Below are 16,278 nucleotides of genomic sequence, written 5' to 3'. Positions count from 1 at the left end.
ACTCGTTCAACTTTCCTGGGTAACTCTCGCCAAGGTTTCGACGGCAGTTTTCGCCATGCCGCTGTCGATGCTTTCCCGTGCCATTTCTGTGCCTTGCGGCAGGTTGTCGGCCTTGCCCGCGACAACAAGCGCTGCGGCCGCATTGAGCAGGACTGCATCGCGATAGGCGTTTTGTGTCCCAGCGAGCAACTCCCGCAAGGCATTTGCGTTTTCTTCGGGCGTGCCACCGATGATGTCGCTGAAAGGATGAACGGGAAGGCCTGCATCCTCTGGGTTTACCTCAAACTCTGTCACGCCGCCATCGGCAACTGCGGCCACCCAGCTGACCCCGGTGATTGTCAACTCATCGGTGCCGTCGGAACCGTGGACCAGCCAGGCTGAATCTGAGCCCAGCGTCAGCAAAGTATCGGCCATGGGTCGGATCAGATCGCGGGTGAATGCCCCGGTGAGTTGGCGTTTTACACCAGCGGGATTTGTCAACGGTCCCAAGATGTTGAAGATCGTTCTTGTCCCAAGTTCGGCCCGCGTCGGCATGACATGTTTGATCGCCGGATGATGCATAGGCGCCATCATGAAACCGATCCCGGCCTCAGCCAGACCACGTTCCACCACATCAGGCCCGACCATGACGTTGATCCCCAACTGGCCTTGCACGTCAGCCGTACCGGATTTGGATGACAGGTTTCTATTGCCGTGTTTGGCAACCGGCACACCTGCGCCAGCCACGACAAATGCCGTTGCGGTCGAGATATTGAGCGTGTGCTTGCCGTCACCGCCTGTGCCGACGATATCCATTGCCCCGTCCGGTGCCCGCACAGGCAGGCATTTGGCGCGCATGACGGCGGCAGCGGCGGCATATTCATCAACCGTTTCGCCACGCGTGCGCAGGGCCATCAGAAAGCCACCGATCTGGGACGGCGTGGCGTCGCCTTCGAACAGGATCTGAAAGGCCTGCTCTGCCTGCTGACGCGTCAACGGACCCTCAGCCGCGGCGTTGATCAGTGGCTTCAGTGCGTCGCTCATGCAGGCACCTTCGCCAGTCTGAGGAAGTTGTCCAAGAGCTTGTGTCCATGTTCGGATGCAATGCTTTCGGGGTGGAACTGCACCCCGTGGATGGGCAATGCCTTGTGCTGCAGCCCCATGATGACGCCGTCGTCCAGTTCGGCGGTGATTTCAAGGCTGTCGGGCAGGGTGGCGCGGTCCACGATCAGCGAATGGTAGCGTGTCGCGTCGAACGGGCTGGGCAGGTTGGCGAACAGTCCTTGCCCGGTGTGTCTCATTGCGCCCATCTTGCCATGAACAATCTCGTGGCATCTCACGACTTTGCCGCCGAACGCCTCACCAATGGCTTGATGCCCCAGACAGACGCCCATCAGCGGCATTCGCGTTTCTGCAGCAGCGTGAACGAGGGCCAGACAGATGCCGGCCTGTGATGGGTCGCACGGGCCGGGTGATAGCATAATGGCCGACGGTTTCATTGCCATCGCCTCTTGCACGTTCAGCGCATCGTTGCGGCGCACCACGACCTCTGCCCCGAGTTCACCGAGGTAATGCACAAGGTTATATGTGAAGCTATCATAGTTATCGATCAGGAGCAGCATGGACAAATCCCGCGCAGGTGGAAATAGGGGCTACCGTCCACCACGCGGCTGACGATATAAGGCTGTCCATACATGGGCCGGGATGTACCGGAGCGTCAAGGTCGAACGATGCGTGAATGCGCAGGAATTAAAGGGTGAGCAGCATGCGTGGTACGGTGTCAGGTAGCCTTTGGGGTTTGGTGATCGGCGGTGTGTGCCTTGGTGTTGCGTCGCAAGTGGGTGAATTGCCCGAGCGTGAGGCTACCTTGATCGCTGAAGCTGTGCCTGAATCAGCGGCGGAACCGGATGTTATCGATACTGCCTCAGCTGATGTTTCGCAGCCTGAAACAGAAATGTCAGAGGTCCCGGAGGTCGCACCGCTGCAGCAGGATGACAGTGCCGTGGACCTGCCCTTGGCCGAGACTGAGCCTCCTTCTGTTCCTGAGACTGTTGCTGCCGCACCCGAGGTTTCAGCCCCTGCTGAACCGGCACCACCAGCGATTGCACCTGCTGCGGACGATCCGGTGGCACCTGCCAGCTCGGCCGAGAGACAACCCGAACTTGTTGTTGAGGCAGTCCCCGAGATTGATCAGCAACCGGCAGCAGCCCCGGATGAGATCGCATCGATCGATGTCGATACCGAGACTGTCGTTGCACCGACCGTGGACGGCGGCCCTGTTGAACCTGATGCGCCTATAGCTGTTGACGAAACACTCCCCACTTTGGTGGCTCCAACCGAAGAGGTAGTTGTTGCTCCCGCACCGGTGGAGGCCCCACCTGTGGTGGAGGCGGTTCCAGATGCTACGAATGACACGCCCCCGATCATTGCCGAAGTTGTGGAGCCGGATATCTCGGACAGACCGGTCGCCGAGGAGCAGGCCGAAGCGGTGTCGACCGAGGAAGATGTGGCGCCGGACATTGCCAGCGTGGATCCTGACCCGCAGCCCGCGCCAGAAATCGTTCCCGAGTCTGAGCCGGACGCAGCGCCGACTGCGGATGGCACCGCGACGGTCGAGGAACCCGCGGCTGAACCAAGCCTGCCCGGCGGCGAGACTGCGGTAAGGGTAAACCGGCCCGGTGCGGAACCGACCGCGCAGGCGGGACAAGAGGCCGAGATCGTGCCGGAGACGGAGATATCGGAAGATGCACCCGCCTTGCTGCGATATGCGACAGCTTTCGAGAACCCACAGGCTTTGCCGATGCTGTCATTGGTGATGGTTGATGATCCATCCATTGCGGCAGCTCCGGACAGTGTGGCAGCGCTTGGGTTTCCGGTGACAGTGATTCTGGATCCGTTGGCCGCTGACGCCGATGGCCGGATGGCGGCCTATCGCGCCGCTGGCATCGAGGTCGGGATCAGTGCGTCACTGCCAGGTGGTGCAACCCCATCCGATGTCGAGATTGCCTTTGAGGCTGCATTGGCGGCTGTACCTGACGCCGTTGTTTTGTTTTCGGATGGTGAGGATGGTGTCCAAGGCAACCGGTCGGTGACAGAGCAGGTTGTCGAGGTTCTAGCCGCTGATGGGCGTGGTCTGGTGACCATTCAACGTGGTCTTGGCAATGCCTTGCGGATCGCGGAGCAAGCCAATGTGCCTGCCGCCGCAGTGTTGCGCGATCTGGATGGCGATGGGCAAAGCCCGTCAGCGATTGGGCGGGCGCTGGATCAGGCGGCGTTTCGCGCACGCCAATCGGGTGATGCTGTGCTGTTGGCGAAAGTCAGCGACGCAACACTTGGCGCGCTGGCTGCCTGGGGCGGGGAAATTGATAGTGATCAGTTTCTGATGGCACCTGTGACGGCCATTTTGAAAGATCAGATTACGACGGAGTAGAGATGGTCCATGGGAAGATGGGTTAAAACCCATCTTACGGTGTGGTGTCTGTCGCGTTCTAGCCGTTGCCGTTTTCGAACATGGTCGCGTCCGCCGCAGCCTTGCGGATCGCGTTGGATTTGTGCACCGTTTCCTGGTATTCCGCTTCGGGGTCGCTGTCATAGACGACGCCGCCGCCCGCCTGGATATAGAGTTTTTCCTCTTTCAGCACGGCGGTGCGCAAGGCAATACACATGTCCATGTCGCCATTGGCGCTGAAATATCCGCAGCCGCCGCCATAGACGCCGCGCTTTTCGGGTTCCAGTTCGTCGATGATCTGCATCGCCCGGACCTTGGGTGCCCCTGACACTGTCCCAGCAGGCATACCTGCGAAAAATGCGCTGAGCGCGTCCTGATCATCGGCCAGTTCGCCGACCACGTTCGACACGATATGCATCACATGGCTGTAACGTTCGACGATGAATTGTTCTGTTGGCCGCACCGTGCCGATCTTGCTGACCTTGCCAGTGTCATTGCGCCCCAGATCAAGCAGCATCAGATGTTCGGCCAGTTCCTTTTCATCGGCCATCAGATCGACCTCGTTGGCCTTATCTTCTTCTGCTGTAGCCCCGCGCGGCCGTGTGCCTGCGATGGGACGGATCGTAACCTCTTTCCCGAAGACGCGGACGAGGATTTCCGGGCTGGCCCCGATGACCTGGAAGCCGCCAAAATTGAAAAAGAACATGAAGGGCGAGGGGTTGGTACGCCGCAGCGAGCGATAGAGCGCGAAGGGCGGTTCCCGAAATTCTTGGGTCCAGCGCTGTGATGGCACCACCTGGAAGATGTCGCCTGCGCGGATGTATTCCTTGGCCGTTTCAACGGCTTGCAGGTATCCGTCATGGCTGAAATTCGAGACTGGCGGTGCGACCGGCGCCGGTTCGGCCAGCGCCCGGCTGCTGCCGGGTACGGGCCGTTCCAGCGCCCGTTGCGCATCCATCACCCGTTCGGCGGCTTGTGCGTAGGCGGCGCGTGCTGACAGCCCGCTGTTTACATAGGCCGGTGCAACAAGGATCACGTCGCCCTTGACCCCGTCCAGCACGGCCACGACAGATGGGCGCAACATGACCGCGTCGGGCAGGTCCAGCGGGTCGGGGTTTACATCGGGAAGGTGTTCGACCAGCCGGATCATATCATAGCCGAGATACCCAAAGAGCCCGGCAGAGGCGGCTGGCAGATCGGTGGGTAAATCGATTTGCGATTCGGATAGAAGCGCCCGCAGCGCTGTAAGCGGATCGTCAGCCATATCGGCCCAGCCCGCATCATCAAAGCGCGCGTTTCGGTTCACCCGTGATGTGGTGCCACGGCATTCCCAGACCAGGTCAGGGTTCATGCCGATAATGGAGTAACGCCCCCGTACCTCGCCCCCTGTGACGCTTTCCAGCATGAAGGCGTTCTTGCCAGCGCCGGAGAGCTTGAGCATCAGCGATACGGGCGTGTCCAGATCGGCCGCGATGCGGGTGTAGACGATCTGGTTTTCGCCAGCCTCATAACCGCTGGCGAAATCATCATATGCGGGCAGAAGCGCCATGGCTGACCTATTGAAACTGGGCGTTGACCGCGTTCACGGTGGTCTGATTGATGTTGACGTCCGTCCGTTCCTGCAGCGATGTGGCATAGGCATCGAATATGTCCTGCGCGATGCCGGCGGCCGCGTTTTGCGCAAGCTGTTCGCGTTGCGCAATCGTTGTTTCGGAGGTCGGGTCGGGCGGGGCGATATCATCAAGCCGCACGATGATTGCCCGATTTTCGGCGTCGAGCACGCGAACCTCGCCTACCGACATCTCAAAGATCTGGTCGTTGAAATCCGGTGGCGTGCCTTCGACAAAGCTGCGCCGCGTCAGGTTTGGTTCAATCACAGGCTCCAGCCCCACGGTTTCAAAACCGGTCAGGAGTTCAATGCCTTCTGCGATCTCTGCGGCTTTTGCCATCACGGCGTCTTGCCGGGCCTGGATCTGCCATGCGTCTTTCACCGCCTCGCGGACGTCGTCGAGCGGTTGTAGGGTGGGTGGCGTGATGCTGTCGAGCCGCAGTGCGAAGACGCCGCCGTCGGCCAAATCATTGAGTTCGGCAAAAGCTCCTTCTTCCACAGTCGCTGCTGCCTGCCGGAAACCTTCATAGGCGGCGATCCCTTCGGCCATGTCGGCGGTCCAGCTGATCGTGCCCAGTTCCATGTCCGTGCGTTCGGCCAGATCCTCCATCGTGGCGCCGCCCGCCAGCAGGTCGATAATCTGGTCAGTGCTGTCATTGATCACTTCGCGTGCCGCATCTGCGGCCAGTTCTTCCCGCAAGGCGGGCGTTGCTTCTTCTAATGTGGTTTCCTGTGACGCCAGGATCGCGTTCATACGGAAGAGCGCGGGCCCAAGACCGGAGTTGAAGGGACCGACGACATCTTCGGGGTTTGCGGCAAAAACGGCATCCCCTGCATCGCCAAGCGAGGCCTGATCGACATCGCCGAGATCGATGTCAGACAGACCCAGCCCGCGTTCTTCGACGAGATCCTCAAAGGTGACTTCACCTGCTTCCAGCTTTTCGCGCGCTGCTTCCGCCTGTGCAGCATCGAAATAGACCAGACGCTCAACCAGCCGACGCTCTGGCTGGACGAATTCGGCGATGCGGTCATTGTAGAGTTGTTCAATCTCTACGTCGCTGACTGTCATCTGATCCTGGATCATGTTGGGGGTCAGCCAGACATATGTGATGTTGCGGGCCTCTGGCAGGGTAAATGCCTCTGGGTTGGCATCGTAGTAGGCCTGTTGATCAGCCTCGGTCGCGCCGGGGACGGGCGATGTCAGTGCCTCGGCATCGACGGTGGCCCATGTCACGCTGCGTTGTTCGCCGATATATTGCACAAGCGCCTCTGCATAAGCCTCGGCCGCCGGAACGCCGCCAACGACGGCACCTTGCAACAGGGTGCGTGCCATTTCTTCACGTAGCGTGTTTTCGAACTCAACCTCGCTTTGCCCCTCCTGTTCGAGCACAAAACGATAGCTTTCGCGATTGAAGCTGCCGCCAGCCCCTTGAAACTGCGGGATCTGGCGTAGCCGGGCAAAGACGTTTTCATCACCAGCCGAAATACCCAACTGTGCTGCCTCGTTATCGAGTGTGCGGGTCAGAATGATCTGCTGCAGCGCCGCCCGGTCAATACCGAAGGCCTGAGCCTGTTGAAACGAAATCGGTGCACCGAACTGGGCCGACAAGGCGCGGATCTGGGTGTTGAGCGTACGCTGGTAATCCGCCACGCTGACATCCTTTTCACCGACGGTGCCGATGTTGCGGATACTGCCGGACAGCCCACCGGTGCCGAAGCCTGCCAGACCCAGCAGAATCAGGATCACGACAATCCAGACCCCGTACCGATTTTTCTTTTTTTCCGCCATGCGTTGCACCCGCCTGTTATTCATATTCCCGCCATCGGGTGGCGCATGAATAAGGGGCAGGGGGCAGGCGTGCAAGGGTCAGTAGGTGACCTTTGCCAGCCTTTCGAAAAGCGTCTTGACCCCGGCCCGATCAATGTTGGCAAAGGCGATCCGGAACTGGGTTTCGCCGCCTTGCAATTCGTCCGGCATGAACATCGTGCCGGGCAAGAGCAGAACACCGGCGTCACGCACAAAACGGGGGGCGAGTTCTGCTGATGAGACGGTGAATGGATGGCGGACATAGGCAAAATATGCACCACACCCGAGCAGGTCCCAGCCTTGGGCGGCAAGTCCCGGAAAGTGGTTCGCAATGGCTGCTCTCCGGTCGAGGATTTCCAGCCGTTCCCCGGCGAGCCAGTCGCCAAGGTTTTGCATCCCCCAAAGTGCTGCCCGTTGCCCCAATTGGTTTGGGCAGATGGTGATTGTGTCGAGGAATTTTTCGACCTCGGCCAGTCTGGCCTGTGAGGTGACGATTGCGCCCACCCGATGTCCGGTCAGCCTGTAAGCCTTTGAAAAGGAATAAAGGTGTATCAGAGTGTCGTCCCAGTCGGGATCGGCAAACAGATCATGAGGAGCGCCGGTGCGGCTGTCGAAATCGCGATAGGTTTCGTCGACGATCAAGGCGATGCCGTGGGTGCGGGCGAGGTCAAGGAAGGCGCGCAAGGTCTCCGCCGGGTATTCCACACCACAAGGGTTATTGGGGCTGACCAGCGCGATGGCGCGTGTCCTGCTGGTGATCAACGGCGCGGCTGCCGCGGCCAGAGGTATCATGCCATCGCCAACAGGCAGCGGCACGGTTTTGACCCCGGACATGTCCAGCCACATGCGATGGTTGAAGTAATATGGGACGGGGATGATCACCTCATCACCTTCGGCGCAAAGAGTGGCGATGGCCGCCGCAAAAGCCTGATTGCATCCGGAGGTGATGGCGACCTGATCGGCGCTGATCGATCCACCGTAGCTTGCGGTCCATTGCTTTGCCACCTCATCCCGAAGCTCTGGCAAGCCAAGTACAGGGCCGTAGAGATGTGCATCAGGATCGTTCAGCACGATTTGCGCCATCGCTTCGCGTAATGGGGCGGGTGGAGGATCGACTGGCGCGGCCTGGCTGACATTGAGCAACGGCCTGCCAGATGGGTGGGTAACGCCTTCAAGCCAACGCCGCGCTTCCATCACGGGTGGCGCAAATGTCGTGGCGGTGCGCGGTAGCGGCATGGCGATCCCCTTGGGCGTGACGTGCTTAATCCTTGCCGCGATATGGCTCGACATATTGCAGTGCCATGTCCCACGGAAAGAAAATCCAGGTATCCTGGCTGACCTCGGTAATAAAGGTATCGACCTGCGGGCGTCCCTTGGGTTTGGCGTAAACCGTCGCGAAATGGGCGTTGGGGTAGAGTTGCCGCACCAGTTCGAGCGTTTTGCCGCTGTCGACCAGATCGTCGATGATCAGCACGCCGGTGCCATCGCCCATCAGTTCAGCATCGGGGGCTTTGAGCACCTTGGCCTCGGACTGGTCCTGGTGATCGTAGCTTTTTACGCTGATTGTATCGACGGTGCGGATATCCAGTTCGCGTGCGGCGATCATGGCGGGGGCCATGCCGCCACGCGTGATGGCAACCACGGCTTTCCAGGCTCCGTTATCAGGACCTTGCCCGTCCAATCGCCAGGCCAATGCCCGGCTGTCGCGATGGATCTGGTCCCAACTGATATGGAAACCTTTTTCATGGGGCAGGCGGGTGTCGGTCATCACTCTGTTCCTAGTTATAGGCGATCCGGGCACCAAGTGCCGCGATCAGACCGCCGAAGATGCGATCAAGATGGGTCTTGCCCCGCTGATAGGCCCTGCGTGGCGATGGGCGGGAAAAAAGCAGGCTGAGCAGGGCGTACCACCCGAACTCGATCATGAAGATGACAACGAGGACTGTGGCTGCGGCGGCGGGTGTTGGATCATGCGGCATGATACCAACGAATACGGCGGCAAAATAGGCTAGCGCCTTGGGGTTGGCGAGGTTGGTGATGAGGCCAAGCCGGAAGAGCCGTCGACCCCCGATGACGTCAGCTTCATTGGCATCGGCCATCGGCGCGCTGGCATGGCGGATCATCGAAATCCCGATCCAGATAAGGAACAGTCCACCGATAATGCGCAAAGTTGTCTGCAGGTAAGGTGCGACCTCAAAGATAATGGAAAGACCTGCAAGTGCGGCGGCGGCCCATAGCACGATTGCAGACGCGAGACCGAAGCTCAAAAGAAGTCCCGCTTTTGCACCCCGCGCCGCCGATGTTTTGATTGTGACGACGGCTGCAGGGCCGGGGCTGATCGCGATCAGCGCCTGAAGCCCCATCAAAGTCAGAAGTGCGGTCAGCGTCAAAGTGACTATTCCTTCGTAATGTCAGGTGCATCCACGGCCTTCATGCCCACGACATGGTAACCGGCGTCGACATGCAACACCTCACCCGTGACGGCGCTGCCAAGGTCCGAGAGCAGATAGAGCGCTGATTTGCCCACTTCCTCTTGCGTGACGGTGCGCCGCAGGGGCGAGTTATATTCGTTCCATTTCATGATCAGTCGGAAGTCGCCAATGCCGGAGGCTGCAAGTGTTTTGATTGTTCCGGCACTGATTGCGTTGACCCGGATATTGTCTTTGCCCAGATCCTCGGCCAGATACCGCACGGACGCCTCGAGTGCGGCCTTGGCGACGCCCATGACATTGTAATGTGGCATCACTTTCTCTGCGCCATAATAGGTCAGCGTCAGGCAGGAACCGCCATCGGTCATCATCTTTTCAGCGCGCTGCACGACGGCGGTGAAGGAGTAAACCGAGATGTCCATCGACATTATGAAATTGTTGCGACTGGTGTCGACATACCTACCGCGGAGTTCATTTTTGTCTGAAAAACCAATGGCGTGGACGATGAAGTCCAGCTTGCCCCAACGCTGTTCAAGCGATGCGAAAAGTGCGTCGATCGATGCTTCGTCGCCCACATCGCAGGGCAGCACAATATCGGAGCCGACAGAGGTTGCGAGTGGTTCAACACGCTTTTTCAAGGCCTCGCCCTGATAGGAAAAGGCAAGTTCGGCACCTGCGTCTGCGCAGGCTTTGGCGATTCCCCATGCGATGGATTTGTCGTTGGCCAGCCCCATGATCAGGCCCCGTTTGCCCTGCATCAATTTCGCGCTCATCCCACCAGTCCTTTGTTTCTTTTGGCGTTGCTTCAAATCGGTTTAGGCGATTGCAAACCGGTCAGCAAGCTATTGCCCGATGGAACCAAAGTGGTTGCCTCTCGGCGCGATTAATCCTAATCGTTAACGCGGGGCCTATTTGAGGATCGGTTATGTCCGACCGCGAGGGCATATTTTCTGGTAGTGATCCGTTTCTGATCGCGCGCGCCTGGTTGGCGGAGGCGGAGAAGGCTGAGTTAAACGACCCCAACGCGATGGCCTTATCGACCGTAGACAATACCGGTATGCCCAATGTGCGCATTGTGCTGCTGAAAGAGATCGAGCCCGAGGCGTTTGTGTTTTATACCAACTACGAAAGTCAGAAGGGCGTCGAAATTGCCGGTTGCGGCAAGGCTGCATTTGTCCTTCATTGGAAGTCATTGCGTCGTCAGATCAGGGTTCGTGGCGAGGTCAGCAAGGAAGACGGGGCTTTGGCCGATTCCTACTATGCCTCACGTTCACTCAAGAGTAGGCTGGGCGCATGGGCATCGCGGCAATCCCGCCCATTGACGTCGCGTTCCGCCTTGATGGCGGATGTGGCAAAGGTAACGCTGCAAAAGGGACCGGATCCGGAACGGCCACCCTTTTGGGGTGGTTTTCGTATCCGGCCGTTGGAGATCGAGTTTTGGTCCGACGGTCAGTTCAGATTGCATGATCGGTTTCGGTGGTCACGCGCAACGATTGATCAAAACTGGGAAATTGCCCGACTAAACCCCTGAATTTCACGCTTCGTGAAATGCAAGGCCTTGAAGTCCGGGTTCTTTTCTGGTCGAGATCGTATATGAAAGACAAAGACGGTCACATCCCGAATATGTGGAAGGTGACGTAGGGGAAGACTTGATGAATACGCAAGAGGCCAGCGGCCAACGGCAGGTGACTGGACAGGTGAAGTGGTTCGATCCCTCAAAAGGATTCGGCTTTGTCGTGGCCGACCTTGGAGGACCTGACATTCTGCTGCATGCGAATGTGCTGCGAAACTTTGGTCAGGGATCTGTTGTTGACGGCTCGGCGATCGAGATCATCGTGCAGGATACGCAACGCGGGTTGCAAGCCACGCAGGTGTTGTCGATCACGCCGCCCCAAAGTGAAACCTCTGTCCCGTTGCGCGACATGGTGGAGTTCACGGCGGAGGATATCGCCCAACGGCCAATTGAGCCTGCCCGCGTCAAGTGGTTCGACAAGGCCAAGGGTTTTGGATTCGCTAATATTTTCGGCAATGACGAAGATGTCTTTATCCATGTTGAGGTGTTGCGCCGTTCGGGCCTGTCCGACCTGCAATCGGGTGAGGCTGTTGGTTTGCGTCTGGTCGATGGCGAGCGTGGGCGTATGGCCATCGAAGTTGTCGGTTGGGAGGCAGCGGTCAAGTGAAGGTAGGCGCGCTGGTTGCGTTTTGCCTGTGCGTTGCGCAGCCTGTCTGGGCCGTTTGCGCCGACGATAAGGTCACTGTTTCCGGTGACTGGGGTCAGGCAACTTTCACCGTTGAAGTTGCCGATGATCCGCAGGAACGGTCCCGCGGTCTGATGTTTGTTGAAGAGATGCCGACTTTATCCGGCATGCTGTTTGTCTATGAAGAACCGCAGGCTGTAAGTTTCTGGATGAAAAACACATTGATTCCCCTTGATATGTTGTTTGCCAGTCCGGTTGGCGAAATTCTGGCCATACATGAAAATGCTGTGCCCGGTGATCTGACCCCGATCCCCGGCGGTGATGGCGTGCAGATGGTGCTCGAAATCAATGGCGGCCTGGCAAACCGGTTGGGCATGGATGTTGGCGATGTGATGCAGCATCCCAGTTTTGGGGCGGAGGCAATTTTGCCCTGTATCGAAAAGACTGACAGTTAGGGCTTTTCAAATCATGCCGGTGGGGCTAAAGACACTCTCGGTCCGGGGCGTAGCGCAGCCTGGTAGCGCATCTGTTTTGGGAACAGAGGGTCGGGAGTTCGAATCTCTCCGCCCCGACCACTTCATCTTCAGGATATGACAAGCAGTATAGCCACCGATTCGGTGGCCAATTTCGCGCATCGCGGGTGATTTGGTCGGTCGGATCGCCTGGCTTAAGTGTGTGTTAACTTTACGTTAATCTGTGTTAATCGCCCGGAAGCTAATCGATTTCGGCTCAGGTATTGATTGAGCCATTTGGCGTAAGTGGGCCGAACCTAAAGGGTTTCTCGATTTCGTGAAGACCCGTGATCTGTGGACAAGTCAGTGGGTGAATCACGTGGCCGTCGCCGGCGGTTTTCCGATTGGCCACGTCAACAGATTTAATCGAGATTTTGTGTTAAAAATTCGTTGACCCACTATGGGTAGATGCGTCAGGTTGTGCAGGCCGACAATCACGACACAATATGTGGTAGCGGCACGGGGACGGTTTCAGCAGGCGGGCGTAAAGCCAATAGCGACGTCACGATAGTTGTCTGGTCATTGACCGGACCGGTTGTGGTCGGCCTGGGGTTATCGATACGCATTATTTTTGCGCTGCACAAAGCGGTGCGATTCAGGATTTGGCCGCAACGACGGCAAGATAGCAAGGGGCAGAAGCAATGAAGATCGAACGCAATTTTACCACCGCCGGGCAGGATGCCTATGCCGCGTTGGAGTTCAAATCCACCACGTCAGAAATCCGAAACCCCGACGGGACGATTGTGTTCAAGCTGGATGATTGCGAGATCCCCGCCGGATGGAGCCAAGTTGCATCCGATGTCATCGCGCAGAAATACTTCCGCAAGGCGGGCGTGCCCTCTGCACTGAAAAAGGTGAAGGAAAAGGGCGTGCCGGAGTTCCTGTGGCGGTCCGAGCCTGCCAAGGGTGCAACATTCGGCGGCGAAACGTCAGCGAAACAGGTGTTTGATCGCCTTGCAGGCGCGTGGACCTATTGGGGCTGGAAGGGCGGCTATTTCTCGTCCGAGGACGACGCCCGCGCCTACTTCGACGAAATGCGCTATATGTTGGCGACCCAGCGCGCGGCACCGAACAGCCCGCAATGGTTCAATACCGGCCTGCATTGGGCTTATCGGATCGATGGGCCTGCGCAGGGCCACTATTACGTGGATTACAAGACGGGTGAGCTGACCAAATCGGCATCATCTTATGAGCATCCGCAGCCGCATGCCTGTTTCATCCAGTCGGTTGACGATGATCTGGTCAATGATGGTGGCATCATGGACCTGTGGGTGCGCGAGGCGCGTCTGTTTAAATACGGGTCTGGTACGGGCACGAACTTCTCAAGCCTGCGTGGCGAAGGTGAGCCGCTGTCTGGTGGTGGCAAGTCATCCGGTCTGATGGGGTTCCTGAAAATCGGTGACCGCGCCGCCGGCGCAATCAAATCGGGCGGCACAACACGCCGCGCGGCCAAGATGGTGATCGTGGATGCCGACCACCCCGATATCGAGGAATTCATCAACTGGAAGGTCATCGAAGAACAGAAAGTGGCGAGCATTGTTGCCGGTTCCAAGATGCACGAGCGTTATCTGAACGCGATCTTTGCGGCGATTAAAGCGTGGGACGGCGCGGCCGATGATGCCTACGACCCCAAGAAGAACGACACGCTGGCAGCTGCCGTCAAGGATGCGAAAAAGTCCGCGATCCCAGAGACTTACATCAAGCGGGTGCTGGACTATGCCAAGCAGGGTCATACCAGCATTGAGTTTCCGACCTATGACACCGACTGGGATTCGGAAGCCTATTCGAGCGTGTCTGGCCAGAACTCCAACAACTCCATCCGTGTCACCGATGCCTTCCTGGAGGCTGTCGAGAACGACGAGAACTGGAAGCTGATCAACCGCAAGAACGGTGAAGTTGCCAAGATTATCAAGGCGCGCGATCTGTGGGAACAGGTGGGCCACGCCGCATGGGCCTGTGCCGATCCGGGCATTCAGTACCATGATACGGTCAACGCCTGGCACACTTGCCCGGAAGACGGTGCAATCCGCGGCTCAAACCCATGTTCTGAATACATGTTCCTGGACGACACGGCCTGTAACCTTGCGTCGATGAACCTGCTGACCTTTTACAAGGACGGTGAATTCCAAGTTGAAGACTACATGCATTCGACCCGTTTGTGGACGGTGACGCTGGAAATCAGTGTGATGATGGCGCAGTTCCCATCGAAGGAAATCGCGCAGCGCTCCTATGATTTCCGCACGCTGGGTCTGGGTTATGCCAATATCGGTGGTCTGCTGATGAATATGGGCCTTGGCTATGACAGCGACGAAGGCCGCGCGATGGGTGCTGCGCTGACCGCGATCATGTCGGGCGTGTCCTATGCGACCTCGGCCGAGATGGCAGGCGAGTTGGGTGCCTTCCCGGGCTACCAGAAAAACAGCAAGCATATGTTGCGGGTGATCAAGAACCACCGGCAGGCCGCACTTGGGAAGACAACCGGCTATGACAAGCTGGACGTGAAGCCGGTTCCGCTGGACCACGCCAACTGCCCCGATCAGCGGTTGGTTGAACTGGCGGTGTCCGCTTGGGACGAGGCGCTGGCGCTTGGCAAGCAGCATGGGTATCGCAACGCGCAGGTGTCGGTGATTGCGCCCACCGGAACAATTGGCCTGGTCATGGATTGCGATACAACCGGAATCGAGCCTGACTTCGCTTTGGTGAAGTTCAAGAAGCTGGCCGGTGGTGGTTACTTCAAAATCATCAACCAGTCCGTGCCAGCGGCCCTTGAAAAGCTGGGCTATGGCTCGGCGCAGATCGAAGAGATCATCGCATATGCCGTTGGTCATGGTTCCATCGGGCAGGCGCCTGCGATCAACCACACGTCACTGATCGGGCATGGCTTTGGGCAGGCGGAGTTGGACAAGGTTGAGGCGGCGCTGGCGTCTGCCTTTGACATCCGGTTCGTCTTTAACCAATGGACGCTGGGTGAGGAGTTCTGCACAAAGACCCTCGGCATTCCCGCTGAGAAGCTGAACGATCCCACCTTCGATCTGCTCCGTCACCTTGGCTATTCCAAGCAGGATATCGACGCCGCGAATGACCATGTTTGCGGGACGATGACGCTGGAAGGTGCGCCATTCCTGAAGGAAGAGCATTACAATGTGTTCGACTGCGCCAACCCGTGCGGCAAAAAAGGTAAGCGTTATCTGAGTGTTGACAGCCATATCTATATGATGGCAGCGGCCCAGTCCTTTATCTCGGGTGCGATTTCCAAGACGATCAACATGCCCAATGATGCGACGATCGAGGATTGTCAGAAAGCCTATGAATTGTCCTGGTCGCTGGGCGTGAAGGCTAACGCGCTGTATCGGGATGGATCGAAACTGTCGCAGCCGCTGGCATCCGCGCTGGTAGAGGATGATGACGACGCGATGGAGGTGCTGGAAAGCGGCAACCATCACGAAAAGGCCGCGGTGCTGGCTGAAAAGATTGTTGAAAAGATCATCGTGCAGGAAGTCCGCAACCGCGAGCGGGAAAAGATGCCGCAGCGGCGCAAGGGCTATACCCAGAAGGCCATTGTTGGCGGGCACAAGGTCTATCTGCGCACCGGCGAATACGAAGACGGATCGCTGGGCGAGATTTTCATCGACATGCACAAAGAAGGTGCTGGCTTCCGGGCGATGATGAACAACTTTGCCATCGCCGTGTCGGTTGGCCTGCAATATGGTGTCCCGCTTGAGGAATTTGTGGATGCATTCACATTCACCAAGTTCGAGCCAGCGGGCATGGTGCAGGGCAATGACAGCATCAAGAACGCGACCTCTATTCTTGATTACATCTTCCGCGAATTGGCTGTGTCCTATCTCGACCGTACCGATCTGGCGCATGTCAAGCCGGAGGGGGCCACATTCGACGATATCGGACGCGGCGAACAGGAAGGCGTGTCGAACATCCAGGCCCCGACTGAGAACGCGGCGACGCGCTCGCTCGAAGTGCTCAAGCAGATTTCCTCGACCGGATATCTGCGCAAGCGGATGCCACAGGATCTAGTGGTGCTGCAGGGCGGCATGGGGGCGACAGCATTGGCCACCGGGTCTGATCCGTCGGCAGCTTTGCAGACACTCGTGCCAGAAGTTGAAACATCGACAACCGTTGTTACAGCGACATCAACCACCAGTCTGAGCGCACGGGACAAAGCCAAGATGCAGGGCTACGAGGGTGATCCTTGCGGGGAGTGCGGAAACTATACGCTGGTCCGGAACGGGACTTGCATGAAGTGCAACACGTGCGGCGGGACGTCGGGGTGTAGCTGAG

At 58.2% G+C, this 16,278-nt stretch carries 13 protein-coding genes and 1 tRNA gene; 6 read left to right on the top strand and 8 right to left on the bottom strand.

From position 1 onward, the window contains the following. Positions 1-6: 6 nt before the first annotated feature. Together trpD and ACFWW4_RS08580 are read right to left on the bottom strand one after the other, a co-directional pair. Complete coding sequence (gene trpD / locus ACFWW4_RS08585; protein ID WP_411890451.1) at positions 7-1,023, bottom strand: anthranilate phosphoribosyltransferase; 1,017 nt, start codon at positions 1,021-1,023, stop codon at positions 7-9. After that, the gene (locus ACFWW4_RS08580; RefSeq protein WP_411890450.1) at positions 1,020-1,601 is read right to left on the bottom strand and encodes an anthranilate synthase component II; all 582 of its coding nucleotides are present in this window, start codon (positions 1,599-1,601) and stop codon (positions 1,020-1,022) included. Before ACFWW4_RS08580 ends, trpD begins: the two co-directional genes overlap by 4 nt. Before the next feature lie 143 nt (positions 1,602-1,744). Here ACFWW4_RS08580 and ACFWW4_RS08575 point away from each other — a divergent pair, with 143 nt between their 5' ends. Beyond that, positions 1,745-3,409, top strand: a complete 1,665-nt coding sequence (locus tag ACFWW4_RS08575) for a divergent polysaccharide deacetylase family protein (RefSeq protein WP_411890449.1) — start codon at positions 1,745-1,747, stop codon at positions 3,407-3,409. A 58-nt stretch (positions 3,410-3,467) separates the two neighbouring features. On the opposite strand, the gene trpE is transcribed toward ACFWW4_RS08575, so the two are convergent. The 6 genes from trpE to fabI all read right to left on the bottom strand — a co-directional run bounded on the left by trpE (position 3,468) and on the right by fabI (position 10,045). Next, complete coding sequence (gene trpE, locus ACFWW4_RS08570) at positions 3,468-4,976, bottom strand: anthranilate synthase component I (RefSeq protein ID WP_411890448.1); 1,509 nt, start codon at positions 4,974-4,976, stop codon at positions 3,468-3,470. 7 nt (positions 4,977-4,983) lie between these two features. After that, positions 4,984-6,825, bottom strand: coding sequence for a peptidyl-prolyl cis-trans isomerase (locus ACFWW4_RS08565; protein WP_411890447.1), 1,842 nt, complete (start codon positions 6,823-6,825; stop codon positions 4,984-4,986). A 78-nt stretch (positions 6,826-6,903) separates the two neighbouring features. Beyond that, positions 6,904-8,079, bottom strand: a complete 1,176-nt coding sequence (locus tag ACFWW4_RS08560) for an aminotransferase (protein ID WP_411890446.1) — start codon at positions 8,077-8,079, stop codon at positions 6,904-6,906. Positions 8,080-8,104: 25 nt separating this feature from the next. Further along, positions 8,105-8,611, bottom strand: a complete 507-nt coding sequence (gene gpt, locus ACFWW4_RS08555; RefSeq protein ID WP_393928604.1) for a xanthine phosphoribosyltransferase — start codon at positions 8,609-8,611, stop codon at positions 8,105-8,107. A 10-nt stretch (positions 8,612-8,621) separates the two neighbouring features. Beyond that, a complete protein-coding gene (locus ACFWW4_RS08550) occupies positions 8,622-9,233 on the bottom strand; it encodes a LysE family translocator (RefSeq protein WP_411890445.1) in 612 nt (203 codons plus the stop codon). A gap of 5 nt (positions 9,234-9,238) precedes the next feature. Next, a complete protein-coding gene (fabI, locus tag ACFWW4_RS08545) occupies positions 9,239-10,045 on the bottom strand; it encodes an enoyl-ACP reductase FabI (RefSeq protein WP_411890444.1) in 807 nt (268 codons plus the stop codon). 152 nt (positions 10,046-10,197) lie between these two features. Here fabI and pdxH point away from each other — a divergent pair, with 152 nt between their 5' ends. From pdxH to ACFWW4_RS08520, 5 genes are all read left to right on the top strand, one after another. Then, a complete protein-coding gene (gene pdxH, locus ACFWW4_RS08540) occupies positions 10,198-10,803 on the top strand; it encodes a pyridoxamine 5'-phosphate oxidase (protein WP_411890443.1) in 606 nt (201 codons plus the stop codon). A 121-nt stretch (positions 10,804-10,924) separates the two neighbouring features. Then, the gene (locus ACFWW4_RS08535) at positions 10,925-11,452 is read left to right on the top strand and encodes a cold-shock protein (protein WP_393928600.1); all 528 of its coding nucleotides are present in this window, start codon (positions 10,925-10,927) and stop codon (positions 11,450-11,452) included. Next, positions 11,449-11,925 (top strand): DUF192 domain-containing protein, encoded by a 477-nt coding sequence (locus ACFWW4_RS08530; protein ID WP_411890442.1) that lies wholly within the window; start codon positions 11,449-11,451, stop codon positions 11,923-11,925. Before ACFWW4_RS08535 ends, ACFWW4_RS08530 begins: the two co-directional genes overlap by 4 nt. A 43-nt stretch (positions 11,926-11,968) precedes the next feature. Beyond that, positions 11,969-12,045, top strand: a tRNA-Pro gene (locus tag ACFWW4_RS08525). A 578-nt stretch (positions 12,046-12,623) separates the two neighbouring features. After that, positions 12,624-16,277: a vitamin B12-dependent ribonucleotide reductase gene (locus ACFWW4_RS08520; protein ID WP_411890441.1), complete on the top strand. Its 3,654-nt coding sequence runs from the start codon at positions 12,624-12,626 to the stop codon at positions 16,275-16,277. The last annotated feature ends 1 nt before the right edge of the window (position 16,278 follow it).

The sequence above is a fragment of the Yoonia sp. SDW83-1 genome (genome assembly GCF_046762885.1).
GTDB lineage: Bacteria > Pseudomonadota > Alphaproteobacteria > Rhodobacterales > Rhodobacteraceae > Yoonia.
The sequence above is the reverse complement of the archived record's forward strand: the minus strand, read 5'-3'. Positions and strand labels throughout refer to the sequence as shown.

Bases quoted from the DNA above. Each gene is read 5' to 3' on its own strand.
- trpD (WP_411890451.1), bottom strand. From the start codon at position 1,023: ATGAGCGACGCACTGAAGCCACTGATCAACGCCGCGGCTGAGGGTCCG.
- ACFWW4_RS08580 (WP_411890450.1), bottom strand. From the start codon at position 1,601: ATGCTGCTCCTGATCGATAACTATGATAGCTTCACATATAACCTTGTG.
- ACFWW4_RS08575 (WP_411890449.1), top strand. From the start codon at position 1,745: ATGCGTGGTACGGTGTCAGGTAGCCTTTGGGGTTTGGTGATCGGCGGT.
- trpE (WP_411890448.1), bottom strand. From the start codon at position 4,976: ATGGCGCTTCTGCCCGCATATGATGATTTCGCCAGCGGTTATGAGGCT.
- ACFWW4_RS08565 (WP_411890447.1), bottom strand. From the start codon at position 6,825: ATGGCGGAAAAAAAGAAAAATCGGTACGGGGTCTGGATTGTCGTGATC.
- ACFWW4_RS08560 (WP_411890446.1), bottom strand. From the start codon at position 8,079: ATGCCGCTACCGCGCACCGCCACGACATTTGCGCCACCCGTGATGGAA.
- gpt (WP_393928604.1), bottom strand. From the start codon at position 8,611: ATGACCGACACCCGCCTGCCCCATGAAAAAGGTTTCCATATCAGTTGG.
- fabI (WP_411890444.1), bottom strand. From the start codon at position 10,045: ATGAGCGCGAAATTGATGCAGGGCAAACGGGGCCTGATCATGGGGCTG.
- pdxH (WP_411890443.1), top strand. From the start codon at position 10,198: ATGTCCGACCGCGAGGGCATATTTTCTGGTAGTGATCCGTTTCTGATC.
- ACFWW4_RS08535 (WP_393928600.1), top strand. From the start codon at position 10,925: ATGAATACGCAAGAGGCCAGCGGCCAACGGCAGGTGACTGGACAGGTG.
- ACFWW4_RS08520 (WP_411890441.1), top strand. From the start codon at position 12,624: ATGAAGATCGAACGCAATTTTACCACCGCCGGGCAGGATGCCTATGCC.